We start from the raw sequence: 11,753 nt of genomic DNA on the forward strand, positions 1-11,753 counted from the left end.
GACGAGATTCGGGGGAGAGCCGGATGAGGAGCGAACGATGATCACCCGGGGAGACCTTCGAGCGATCGCCCTGTTCACCGGTCTCAGCGACGCCCAGCTCGACGAGCTGCTCGAGGCGGCCGACGAGTCGCCCATCGTCCCCGGTGAGGTCCAGTTCGTCGAGGGGCAGCACGCCGACTACTGGTGGGTCCTGCTCGACGGTGCTCTCGAGCTGGTCCGCCGGATCGGCCGCGAGGACGTGGTGGTCGGGCGGATGGACGTCCCCGGCCGCTGGGCCGGCGGCTTCCGCGCGTGGGACGAGAACGGCGTCTATCTCGCGACGGCACGGGGCGTGACCCCCGGCCGCCTGCTCAAGCTCCCCGCCCCGCGTCTCCATGAGCTGATGAACGCGTGGTTCCCGCTCGGCGGGCATCTCGTCGCCGGGTTATACGGGACGGCGCGTTCGATCGAGGCGACGGCCCGGCAGCGCAGCGCTCTCGTCACCCTCGGCACCCTTGCTGCGGGCCTTGCCCACGAGATCAACAACCCGGCTTCGGCGGCCAGCCGCTCCGCGGCGGAGCTCGAGGACGCCCTCGCGGGCGCACTCGGCTCGCTGCAGCAGATGGCCGACGGAGACCTCTCGTCAGACCAGTTCACTGCACTCGACGGCCTGCGGCACGAGCTCACGCCACCGGTGCTGCAGCCCGGCACGCCACCCGACGCGCTCGAGCTCGCAGACCGCGAGGAGGAGCTCGGCGGCTGGCTCGAGGATCACGACGTGCCGCGCTCCTGGGCGCTGTCCCCGACGCTCGCCGCCGCAGGCGCCCGGGTCGACTGGTGCGAGAAGGTGGCGAGCGCAGTTCCTCCCGCCGCCCTCGTCGCGGCAGTCTCCTGGGTGGCGAGCACCGTGGCGGCGACGTCCCTGCTCGCCGAGGTCAGGGAGTCGACGCGTCGGGTCTCCGAGCTCGTCGGCGCGATCAAGTCCTACTCGCAGATGGACAAGGCCTCGTTCCAGCTCATCGAGGTGCGGGATGGGATCGAGAGCACCCTGCTCGTGCTCGGCCCGAAGCTGCGTGGCGGAGTGACCGTGGTGCGGGACTGGGGCACCGATGTGCCGTCGATCGAGGCGATGCCGGGGGAGCTCAACCAGGTGTGGACGAACCTCATCGACAACGCCGTCGACGCCATGGAGGGCTCCGGGACGCTGACCGTGACGACGCGGCGGGACGGAGACGGTGTGTGTGTCGAGATCGGTGACACCGGCCCCGGGCTCAGCCGGGAGGCGAAGGAGCGGGCCTTCGAGGCCTTCTTCACGACCAAGGGTGTGGGCAGGGGCACCGGTCTGGGACTCGACATCGCGCGGCGGATCGTGGTCGAGCGGCACGGCGGAACCATCGAGATCGAGTCGGAGCCGGGCGACACGCGCTTCCGGGTCCGGCTGCCGGGCGGGGGGGCCCGGGGTTCGTGACACGCCGAGGGGCGGGACGGCATACACCCTCGGGGTCTCGTGAGTCTCACCAGCGCCGGGCGCGCCACTCCTTGAGATGGGGCCGCTCGGCCCCGAGCGTCGAGTCGTTGCCGTGGCCGGGGTAGAACCACGTGTCGTCGTCGTAGACGTCGAAGACGCGAGTCGTGACGTCCTCGATGAGGGCGTCGAAGCTCTGCCCGGGGTTCTTGGTGTTGCCGATGCCGCCGGGGAACAGGCTGTCTCCGGTGAACAGGTGCGTGTGCCCGTGCGGGTCGTCGTACGCAAGCGCGATCGAGCCCGGGGTGTGACCCCTGAGATGGATGACGTCCAGCGTCACGTCACCGAAGGTGAGGGTGTCGCCCTGGCCCACGCGCTGGTCGACGCTGATCGGCAGGTCGTCGGCGTCGTCCGCGCCGGCGACCGTTCGAGCGCCGGTCGCCGTGGCCACCTCGGCCAGCGCGCGCGTGTGGTCGCCGTGCCGGTGTGTCGTCACCAGCACGTCGAGGCCGGCACCCCCTGACGCGACGAGCTCGAGGATCCGCGGTGCCTCGTCGGCGGCGTCGACGAGCAGCTGGGAACCGGTGGCCCGGCAGGTCAGCAGGTACACGTTGTTGTCGAAGGAGGACACCGACAGCTTGCGGATCGTCAGGTCGTCGAGCTCCCGCACGTCGACCGGCCCGCCAGGAGACACCTTGCCCGTATAGCCCATCGGTCAGCCCCCGAACGGCAGGACCGGCACCGGGCCGTCGAAGGTCACGCCGTCGGTCCTGCTCCGAGCGATCCAGGTCAGGACCGCCGCCTGTGGCCCCGCGACCTGAGTCGTCCCGGCGCCGACCACGAAATGGCCGCCCTCGTCGGTGGTCACCGTGATCGCCGGTGGCTCGTCCTCCGTGCCGAGCCGGGCGACCGCGTCGGCGAGGAGCATGGCCACGACGTCGGCGGGCGCGTCGGCGAAGGTGTAGCCGGCGTCGAGGTCCACATGGTGGTAGACGAGCTCGCGCAGGCGCAGGTAGGGCACACCGCCGACGACGATGAGACGGTCGCCGCCGGGCGTGCGCGGGACGGTCAGCTCAGCGTGCTCGGGCTGGAGGCTCTCGAGCCGGCCGGCGAGCCGTGAGGCCGTCTCACGGACGTCGGCCGTCTGGTCGGCCGCCGGGCGTCCGGCTCCCGCCTCGATCTCGGTGTCGCGTGCCTCGTTGCTGTCGTACATCGACCCGGGGACGCCGTCGGTGGCGACGGCGCAGACCCGGGCGAGGGCGTCGGCGTTCCGCGCGATGTGGGTCAGGACGTGACCGCGCGACCAGCCTTCGCAGATCGAGGGGGCCGAGACGGCGAGGTCGTCGAGGGACGCTGCGGTCGCGACGACGCGCTCGGTCTCTGCGGCCACCAGGGCCGGGGTCACGTCAGCTGGCTGCATGGTCCGAGTATGCCGCCTGGCAGGTGCGGGCGGTCGGGGCTCCCTCCGGGCAGATCGCATTCGGTGTTGTCGGTGGCCGCACCTAGCATGTTGCGCGTGACTGTAATGCCTACCGGCAACCCCCACTCCCTGGTCGTCCGCGGAGCCCGCGAGCACAACCTGCGCGACATCTCCGTCGACCTTCCCCGAGACAGTCTCATCGTCTTCACCGGGCTCTCCGGGTCGGGCAAGTCGAGCCTCGCGTTCGACACGATCTTCGCCGAGGGCCAGCGACGCTACGTCGAGTCGCTGTCGGCCTACGCCCGGCAGTTCCTCGGGCAGATGGACAAGCCGGACGTCGACTTCATCGAGGGCCTCTCGCCGGCGGTGTCGATCGACCAGAAGTCGACCAACCGCAACCCGCGGTCGACCGTCGGCACCATCACCGAGGTCTATGACTACCTCCGGCTGCTGTTCGCGCGTGCCGGGCGTCCGCACTGCCCCGTGTGTGGCGAGCCGGTCACCCGCCAGTCCCCGCAGCAGATCGTCGACCAGCTGCTCACCCTCGAGGACCGCACCCGGTTCCAGGTGCTGGCGCCGGTCGTGCAGGGTCGCAAGGGTGAGTTCGTCGACCTCTTCGGCGAGCTCCAGACCAAGGGCTTCTCACGCGCCCGCGTCGATGGTGAGGTCGTCTCGCTGACCGAGCCTCCGGCGCTCGAGAAGCAGAAGAAGCACACCATCGAGGTCGTCGTCGACCGGCTCGTGGCCAAGGGCGACGACGCCGGCGCCAAGCGGCGCCTGACTGACTCGGTCGAGACCGCCCTGGGCCTGGCCGGTGGGATCGTGCTCGTCGACTTCGTGGACCGCGACCCGAAGGACAAGGACCGCGAGCGCCGCTTCTCCGAGAAGATGGCCTGCCCCAACAACCACCCGCTCGGCATGGACGAGATCCAGCCGCGGTCGTTCTCGTTCAACTCGCCCTTCGGCGCCTGCACCACCTGCACCGGCATCGGCACCGAGCTCGAGGTCGACCCGGAGCTCGTCGTGCCCGACGACGAGCTGACCCTCGCCGAGGGCGCCATCCAGCCGTGGGCCCAGGGCTCGGGTTCCGCGGAGTACTTCCAGCGCGTCCTGTCCGCCCTCGCCGAGGACATGAAGTTCTCGATGGACGTCCCCTGGCGTGCGCTGCCGGCGCGGGCCAAGGAGGCCGTGCTCCACGGGCAGAACTACAAGGTCCACGTGCGCTACAAGAACCGCTACGGCCGTGACCGGTCGTACACGACGGGCTTCGAGGGCGCGGTGCCGTTCATCAAGCGTCGCCACGCCGAGACCGACAGCGAGTGGAGCCGCGAGCGTTACGAGGGGTACATGCGCGAGGTGCCGTGCCCCGCCTGCAAGGGCGCCCGGCTCAAGCCCGAGTCGCTCGCAGTGCTCGTCGGCGGGAAGAACATCTCGGACGTCTGCGGGCTGGCGATCAGCGAAGCTGCCGGGTTCCTCGACAACGTCGACTTCACCGTGCGGGAGCAGCAGATCGCCGAGCGCGTCATCAAGGAGATCGACGCGCGGCTCGGCTTCCTGCTCGACGTCGGGCTCGACTACCTGTCGCTCGACCGGCCGGCGGGCACGCTCTCCGGCGGCGAGGCGCAGCGGATCCGGCTGGCCACCCAGATCGGCTCTGGCCTCGTCGGAGTCCTCTATGTCCTCGACGAGCCCTCGATCGGCCTGCACCAGCGCGACAACCACCGGCTCATCGAGACGCTGACGCGGCTGCGCGACCTCGGCAACACCCTCATCGTCGTCGAGCACGACGAGGACACCATCGCGACCGCCGACTGGGTCGTCGACATCGGTCCCGGCGCAGGCGAGCACGGCGGCAAGGTGGTGCACTCCGGCACCGTCCAGGGGCTCCTCGAGCACGCCGAATCGCTGACCGGGATGTACCTCTCCGGGCGGCGCGAGATCCCCACGCCGCCGGTGCGCCGGGGACACGACGGGCGCATCCTCACGGTCACCGGGGCACGCGAGAACAACCTTCGCGACATCGACGTCAGCTTCCCGCTCGGCAACCTCGTGGCGGTCACCGGCGTGTCCGGTTCCGGCAAGTCGACGCTCGTCAACGACATCCTCTACAACGTCCTCGCGAACAAGCTCAACGGTGCTCGCCACGTGCCGGGACGGCACAAGTCCGTGGCCGGCCTCGACCAGCTCGACAAGGTCGTGCACGTCGATCAGAGCCCGATCGGGCGCACCCCGCGGTCGAACCCCGCCACGTACACCGGCGTCTTCGACAACATGCGCAAGCTCTTCGCCGAGACGACGGAGGCCAAGATCCGCGGCTACCAGCCCGGGCGGTTCTCCTTCAACGTCAAGGGCGGTCGCTGCGACGCGTGCTCGGGGGACGGCACGATCAAGATCGAGATGAACTTCCTGCCCGACGTGTACGTCCCGTGCGAGGTGTGCCACGGGGCCCGGTACAACCGCGAGACGCTCGAGGTGCACTTCAAGGGCAAGACGATCGCCGACGTCCTCGACATGCCGATCGAGGAGGCCGCGACCTTCTTCGAGGCAGTGCCCGCGATCTCGCGTCACCTCAAGACCCTCAACGACGTCGGGCTCGGCTACGTGCGCCTCGGCCAGCCCGCACCCACCCTCTCCGGCGGGGAGGCCCAGCGGGTCAAGCTCGCCAGCGAGCTGCAGAAGCGCTCCACCGGACGCACCATCTACGTCCTCGACGAGCCGACCACCGGCCTGCACTTCGAGGACATCCGCAAGCTCCTCGACGTGCTGCAGGGCCTGGTCGACAAAGGCAACACCGTCATCGTCATCGAGCACAACCTCGACGTCATCAAGAATGCCGACTGGATCATCGACCTCGGCCCAGAGGGCGGTTCCGGAGGTGGTCTGGTCATCGCCGAAGGCACCCCAGAGGACGTCGCCCAGGTCGAGGCGAGCCACACCGGCCGGTTCCTGCGCCCGATCCTCGAGCGCACTGCCCGCACGGCGTCGCGCGAGAAGGCGCCTGCGGGTTCACAGCGCGGTGACGGCAAACGCACAGCGGCCACGAGCACGATGTCGAGCACGGCGAGCGGCCGCACCCGAGGAGGTGCCACCACCGCCGCTGCGAAGAAGAGCTCCTCGGGCACCACCGTGAGCAAGGCCCGGGCCACGAGGAGCACGACGACCCGGAAGAGGAACGCATGACACAGCGCCCCCAGCGCACGCCGTCCGACCCCACCGAGCCGATCCTCAGCACTTCTGTCCAGCCCAGCGTCGCCCCCGCGCGCCGCGACCGCGTGCCGGGCGCGTCCGTGCTCATGGACCGCCGCGGCATACTCGCCGCGACCGTCGTGGTCGGGAGCGCCGGCGCGCTCGCCGCCTGCAGCAGCCCACCCGTGGTCGCCGAGCCCCAGCCGCCCGCGTCGGGGAGCTCCGCCACGCCGACGGAGGGGGCGTCGGGCCAGCCGCAGACCCCTGCGCCTGCCGGCACCCCGACCTCCGACATCCCCGTCGGCGGCGGCAAGATCTTCCCCGACGAGCAGGTGGTGGTGACCCAGCCGACGGCCGGCCAGTTCAAGGCCTTCTCGGCAGTCTGCACGCACCAGGGCTGCATCGTCGGGGAGATCAGCGGCGGGCAGATCATCTGTCCCTGCCACGCGAGCCACTTCGACATCAGCACCGGCGCGCCGACGCCCGACAGCCTGGCCCAGAGCCCGCTCCCGGCCAAGAACGTCACCGTCACCGGCACCACGTTCACCGTGAGCTGACCCGCCCGCCGACGCTCCGAGCCGGAGCCGTCGAGGTATGCCGTCCGGTGGCAGACCGGCGTGCCGGTGCCGTCGGTGCCGCGACATAGGGTGGAGTCGTGGCGGACCCGACGACCTACCGACCGAAGCCGGGGGAGATCCCGACCGACCCGGGCGTCTACCGGTTCCGCGACACCCACGGCCGCGTCATCTACGTCGGCAAGGCCAAGTCGCTGCGCCCTCGGCTGTCGTCCTACTTCCAGGACATCACCGCGCTGCACCCGCGCACCGCCACGATGGTGACCACCGCTGCGTCGGTGGAGTGGACCGTCGTGCGGACCGAGGTCGAGGCGTTGCAGCTCGAGTACTCCTGGATCAAGGAGTTCGACCCGCGTTTCAACGTCAAGTACCGCGACGACAAGTCGTACCCGTTCCTCGCGGTGACGATGGGGGAGGAGTTTCCTCGAGCCCAGGTCATGCGCGGTGCCAAGCGCAAGGGCACCCGGTACTTCGGGCCGTACGGCCACGCGTGGGCGATTCGCGAGACCCTCGACCTGCTCCTTCGGGTGTTCCCGTTGCGCACCTGCTCGTCAGGGGTGTTCAAGCGGGCGGCGGCGAGTGGACGCCCGTGCCTGCTCGGCTATATCGACAAGTGCTCCGCGCCCTGTGTCGGGCGCGTCACCGCCGAGGAGCACCGGGCCATCGCCGAGGACTTCTGCGACTTCATGGCAGGCAACACGACGCGGTTCGTCAGGCGGCTCGAGCGGCGGATGCGCGACGCAGCCTCCGAGCTCGAGTTCGAGGAGGCGGCCCGGCTGCGCGACGACATCGCTGCGCTGACCAAAGCCCTCGAGAAGCAGGCCGTCGTGCTCGGCGACGCGACCGACGCCGACGTGTTCGCTCTGGCCGACGACGAGCTCGAGGCGGCCGTCCAGGTGTTCCACGTCCGCGGTGGGCGGATCCGGGGCCAGCGCGGGTGGGTCGTCGAGAAGGAGAGCGAGGACCTCCCACTGCTCGTCGAGCACCTCCTGCAGCAGGTCTACGGCGACGCCGACCGCGACTCGATCCCGCGGGAGGTGCTCGTGCCCGTGACGCCTCCCGACGCGGACGCCGTCGCGGAGTGGCTCGGCTCGGTGCGCGGGTCCGCCGTGAGCGTCCGAGTGCCGCAGCGCGGAGACAAGCGCACGCTCATGGAGACCGTCCGCCGCAACGCCGAGCAGTCACTCGCGCGGCACAAGGTGGCCCGTGCCGGCGACCTCACCCTGCGCAGCCAGGCGCTGCAGGAGCTGCAGGACTTCCTCGGTCTCGACGAGGCACCGCTGCGCATCGAGTGCTACGACGTGAGCCATGTCCAGGGCACCAATGTCGTCGCCTCGATGGTCGTCTTCGAGGACGGCGTCGCCCGCAAGAGCGAGTACCGCCGCTTCATCGTGCGCGGCGCGGCGGCCGACGACGGCGTGGCGACGGTCGACGACACCGCGGCGATGCGCGAGGTGCTCACCCGGCGCTTCCGGCGGTACCTCGAGGAGGCAGAGGGAGCCGGGGACCTCGACCTGTCCACCGGTGTCGTCGGCGCCTCCGACGCGGCCAGCCAAACCGATGGGCGCGACGGGGACGACGACGGCGGCGATCTCGACAACGGCGCTGCATCGGGCCCGATCGACCCCGAGACCGGCCGGCCCCGGCGGTTCGCCTACCCACCGAGCCTCGTCGTCGTCGACGGCGGCCTACCGCAGGTGAACGCCGCCCAGGCGGTGCTCGACGAGCTCGGCATCGAGGAGGTGGCGCTGGTGGGGCTCGCCAAGCGGCTCGAGGAGGTGTGGCTGCCTCGCACCGAGCACCCGGTGATCCTGCCCCGCACGAGCGAGGGTCTCTACCTGCTGCAGCGGCTTCGTGACGAGGCACACCGGTTCGCGATCACCTTCCACCGCCAGCGTCGGTCGAAGGCGATGACGACCTCCCAGCTGGACGGCATACCCGGGCTCGGCGAGAGCCGGCAGAAGGCGCTGCTCAGGCACTTCGGGTCCGTCAAGCGGCTACGCGCCGCCGATGCGAACGACATCATGGCGGTGCCGGGCATCGGCAAGTCGCTTGCCTCGGCCATCGTGACCCACTTGGCTGAAGGGGCACCACCGGAGCCAGCCGTGAACCTCACGACGGGAGAAGTGCTCGAATGACAGCTGACCTCAGTCCGAGCCAGCCGGCATCTTTGGCCGACGCTCCGATCGTGATCGTCACGGGCATGAGCGGCGCCGGTCGCAGCACGACGGCGAACGTCCTCGAGGACCTCGGGTGGCTGGTCGTCGACAACCTCCCTCCGCAGCTGCTGACCCACCTCGCCGAGCTGCGCGACCAGGCCCGCGCACAGAACCCCGACGCAACGCTCCAGCAGGTCGCGGTCGTCGTGGACGTCAGGGCGCGCGGCTGGTTCGCGCAGCTCGAGGGTGCCATCGCCGCGGCCCGCGAGCGCGGTGAGCGGCCGAGTCTGGTCTTCCTCGACGCGACCGACGAGGCGTTGGTCCGTCGTTTCGAGAGCGTCCGGCGGCCGCACCCGCTCCAGGGGGACGGGCGGCTGCTCGACGGCATCCAGCGCGAGCGGCAGATGCTGCTGGACCTCCGCTCGTCTGCCGACGTCGTCATCGACAGCTCGGGGCTCAACGTGCACCAGCTGAGCGCCAAGCTGTCGTCGCTGTTCGCCGGGGACCGCAAGGTGCAGCTGCGGATCGCCGTCATGTCGTTCGGCTTCAAGTACGGCCTGCCGCTCGATGCCGATGTCGTGTTCGACATGCGTTTCCTGCCCAACCCGTACTGGGTGCCCGAGCTGCGGCCCCTGACCGGCCGGGACGCGCCGGTCGCCGAGTTCGTCATGAAGCAGCCGGGGGCCGAGGAGTTCCTCGACAAGGCCCACGACCTGCTGACGACGATGATCGACGGCTACGTCCGTGAGGGTCGGCGCTATGTCACCGTCGCCGTCGGCTGCACCGGCGGCAAGCACCGGTCGGTCGCCGTGTCCGAAGCGCTGAGCGCGCGTCTCGGCGACCGCAAGAGCGTCGACACCTTCGTCGTGCATCGAGACCTCGGACGCGAGTGACCCCGCCGAGGGGACCCATCGTCCCACCGCACCAGCGTCGCATCGTCGCCCTCGGCGGCGGGCATGGCCTCGCGGCCGCGCTCACCGCGCTTCGGCTGCTCACCGACCACGTCACCGCCGTGGTCACGGTCGCCGACGACGGCGGCTCCAGCGGGCGGCTCCGCAAGGAGTTCGACGTGCTGCCGCCCGGCGACCTGCGGATGGCGCTGTCCGCGCTCTGCGACGACAGCGACTGGGGCCACACCTGGCGCGATGTCCTGCAGCACCGCTTCGCCGGCACGGGCGAGCTGAACGGCCACGCGCTCGGCAACCTCATGATCGTGTCGATCTGGGAGCTGCTCGGCGACCCGGTCCGTGGGCTCGACCTCGTCGGGCGGCTGCTGGGAGCCCGTGGACGCGTCCTGCCGATGGCGGCCGAGCCTCTGGAGATCGTTGCCGAGATCGTCGGTCACGACCCGGAACGACCCGGACAGGCTGTCGAGGTCCGCGGCCAGCATCTGGTCGCCTCGTCGCCCGGCAGGGTGAGGTCGATCGGGATCCTCCCGACCTGCCCGGCACCCTGCCCGGAGGCACTCGCTGCCGTCACCGACGCGGACTGGGTCATGCTCGGCCCCGGCTCCTGGTTCACCTCGGTCATGCCGCACCTGCTGGTGCCCGACCTCGCCGATGCGCTCGTGGCGACGCCGGCCAAGCGCCTGCTCAACCTCAACCTCGAGGTGCACAAGGGAGAGACCCGGGACTTCCGCGCCGAGGACCATCTGGCCTCGCTGGCGGCCAACGCCCCTGACCTTCGGCTCGACGTGGTCCTCGCCGACCCGAGTGCGGTCGCGGACGACTCGTCGCTGCGTGCCGCGGCGGCCGAGGTCGGGGCCGAGCTCGTCGTCGCGCCGGTGGCCGCTCGCCGCGAGCCGGGGGTCCACGACCCGCTGCGGCTGGCGGCCGCGTTGCGCGACGTCATCTCCTGACCGGCCGAGGGTGCTTGATCGGGGTGGCAGGATGTCCCGCATGGCGATGACAGCAAAGGTGAAGGACGAGCTCTCGCGTCTCGAGGTCACCAAGCCCTGTTGTCGCAAGGCCGAGGTGTCCACGATGCTGCGGTTCGCCGGCGGCCTGCACATCATCGGCGGACAGATCGTCGTCGAGGCCGAGCTCGACACCGCGAACGCCGCACGCCGCCTCCGGCGCAACATCACCGAGGTCTACGGCCACAAGAGTGACGTCCTCGTCCTGGCGGCGGGTGGTCTGCGCCGCGGTTCGCGCTACGTGGTCCGCGTCGTCGAGGACGGCGCCACCCTGGCGCGGCAGACCGGTCTGGTCGACACGCGGGGCCGACCCGTCCGGGGTCTCCCGCCGAAGGTCGTCAGCGCGGCGACGTGCGACTCCGAGGCGGCTTGGCGTGGCGCGTTCCTCGCCCACGGCTCGCTGACCGAGCCCGGCCGGTCGTCGGCCCTCGAGATCACCTGCCCCGGCCCGGAGGCGGCCCTCGCCCTCGTCGGAGCGGCCCGTCGCATCGGCATCCAGGCCAAGGCCCGCGAGGTGCGCGGGGTGGACCGTGTGGTCATCCGCGACGGCGACGCCATCGGGGCGATGCTGACCCGGCTCGGCGCCCACGACGCCGTGCTGGCCTGGGAGGAGCGGCGCATGCGCCGCGAGGTGCGGGCCACCGCCAACCGCCTGGCCAACTTCGACGACGCGAACCTTCGCCGCTCCGCGCGGGCCGCCGTCGCGGCGGGGGCACGTGTCGAGCGCGCGATGGAGCTGCTCGGTGATGACATCCCGGACCACCTGCGCGAGGCGGGTGTGCTGCGCCTGGAGCACAAGCAGGCGAGCCTGGAGGAGCTGGGACAGCTGGCCAAGCCGCCGATGACCAAGGACGCGGTCGCCGGCCGGATCCGCCGGCTCCTTGCCATGGCGGACAAGCGGGCCGAGGAGCTCGGTGTCCCGGGCACGGATGCGAACCTCACTCCGGAGATGCTCGAGAGCTGAGCAGCCGCTCACCAAGGCCTGAGACTGGCGCCTCGGGCGCAGACCCGACCGACTAGGGTGGGCGGTGATCGCGGTCGCAACGGCGCGGCC

General features: G+C 70.9%; 9 protein-coding genes. 7 read left to right on the top strand and 2 right to left on the bottom strand.

What is annotated here, in order from left to right; genetic code table 11:
• Positions 1-37 precede the first annotated feature (37 nt).
• Entirely contained in the window at positions 38-1,447 is a 1,410-nt protein-coding gene (locus tag ACYVLP_RS18945) for a sensor histidine kinase (RefSeq protein ID WP_460628883.1), read from the top strand.
• A 46-nt stretch (positions 1,448-1,493) separates the two neighbouring features.
• On the opposite strand, the gene ACYVLP_RS18950 is transcribed toward ACYVLP_RS18945, so the two are convergent.
• Positions 1,494-2,156: an MBL fold metallo-hydrolase gene (locus ACYVLP_RS18950; RefSeq protein WP_460628884.1), complete on the bottom strand. Its 663-nt coding sequence runs from the start codon at positions 2,154-2,156 to the stop codon at positions 1,494-1,496.
• A gap of 3 nt (positions 2,157-2,159) precedes the next feature.
• Complete coding sequence (locus ACYVLP_RS18955; RefSeq protein ID WP_460628885.1) at positions 2,160-2,864, bottom strand: maleylpyruvate isomerase family mycothiol-dependent enzyme; 705 nt, start codon at positions 2,862-2,864, stop codon at positions 2,160-2,162.
• A gap of 87 nt (positions 2,865-2,951) precedes the next feature.
• Between ACYVLP_RS18955 and uvrA the strand changes: the two genes are divergently transcribed.
• From uvrA to whiA, 6 genes are all read left to right on the top strand, one after another.
• Positions 2,952-6,044, top strand: coding sequence for an excinuclease ABC subunit UvrA (gene uvrA / locus ACYVLP_RS18960; protein WP_460629057.1), 3,093 nt, complete (start codon positions 2,952-2,954; stop codon positions 6,042-6,044).
• Positions 6,041-6,607: a Rieske (2Fe-2S) protein gene (locus ACYVLP_RS18965; RefSeq protein ID WP_460628886.1), complete on the top strand. Its 567-nt coding sequence runs from the start codon at positions 6,041-6,043 to the stop codon at positions 6,605-6,607. The genes uvrA and ACYVLP_RS18965 overlap by 4 nt, the downstream gene beginning before the upstream one ends.
• Positions 6,608-6,705: 98 nt before the next feature.
• Positions 6,706-8,763 (top strand): excinuclease ABC subunit UvrC, encoded by a 2,058-nt coding sequence (uvrC, locus tag ACYVLP_RS18970; RefSeq protein WP_460628887.1) that lies wholly within the window; start codon positions 6,706-6,708, stop codon positions 8,761-8,763.
• Positions 8,760-9,677 carry an RNase adapter RapZ gene (gene rapZ / locus ACYVLP_RS18975; protein ID WP_460628888.1) on the top strand — a complete coding sequence of 306 codons (918 nt, stop codon included), beginning with the start codon at positions 8,760-8,762 and terminating at the stop codon, positions 9,675-9,677. The genes uvrC and rapZ overlap by 4 nt, the downstream gene beginning before the upstream one ends.
• Entirely contained in the window at positions 9,674-10,642 is a 969-nt protein-coding gene (locus ACYVLP_RS18980; protein WP_460628889.1) for a gluconeogenesis factor YvcK family protein, read from the top strand. Before rapZ ends, ACYVLP_RS18980 begins: the two co-directional genes overlap by 4 nt.
• Positions 10,643-10,682: 40 nt before the next feature.
• The gene (gene whiA, locus ACYVLP_RS18985) at positions 10,683-11,663 is read left to right on the top strand and encodes a DNA-binding protein WhiA (protein WP_460628890.1); all 981 of its coding nucleotides are present in this window, start codon (positions 10,683-10,685) and stop codon (positions 11,661-11,663) included.
• The last annotated feature ends 90 nt before the right edge of the window (positions 11,664-11,753 follow it).

It is taken from the genome of Intrasporangium mesophilum (genome assembly GCF_054783095.1).

Coding starts and splice junctions, on each gene's coding strand:
- ACYVLP_RS18945 (WP_460628883.1), top strand. CDS start 38: ATGATCACCCGGGGAGACCTTCGAGCGATCGCCCTGTTCACCGGTCTC.
- ACYVLP_RS18950 (WP_460628884.1), bottom strand. CDS start 2,156: ATGGGCTATACGGGCAAGGTGTCTCCTGGCGGGCCGGTCGACGTGCGG.
- ACYVLP_RS18955 (WP_460628885.1), bottom strand. CDS start 2,864: ATGCAGCCAGCTGACGTGACCCCGGCCCTGGTGGCCGCAGAGACCGAG.
- uvrA (WP_460629057.1), top strand. CDS start 2,952: ATGTTGCGCGTGACTGTAATGCCTACCGGCAACCCCCACTCCCTGGTC.
- ACYVLP_RS18965 (WP_460628886.1), top strand. CDS start 6,041: ATGACACAGCGCCCCCAGCGCACGCCGTCCGACCCCACCGAGCCGATC.
- rapZ (WP_460628888.1), top strand. CDS start 8,760: ATGACAGCTGACCTCAGTCCGAGCCAGCCGGCATCTTTGGCCGACGCT.
- whiA (WP_460628890.1), top strand. CDS start 10,683: ATGGCGATGACAGCAAAGGTGAAGGACGAGCTCTCGCGTCTCGAGGTC.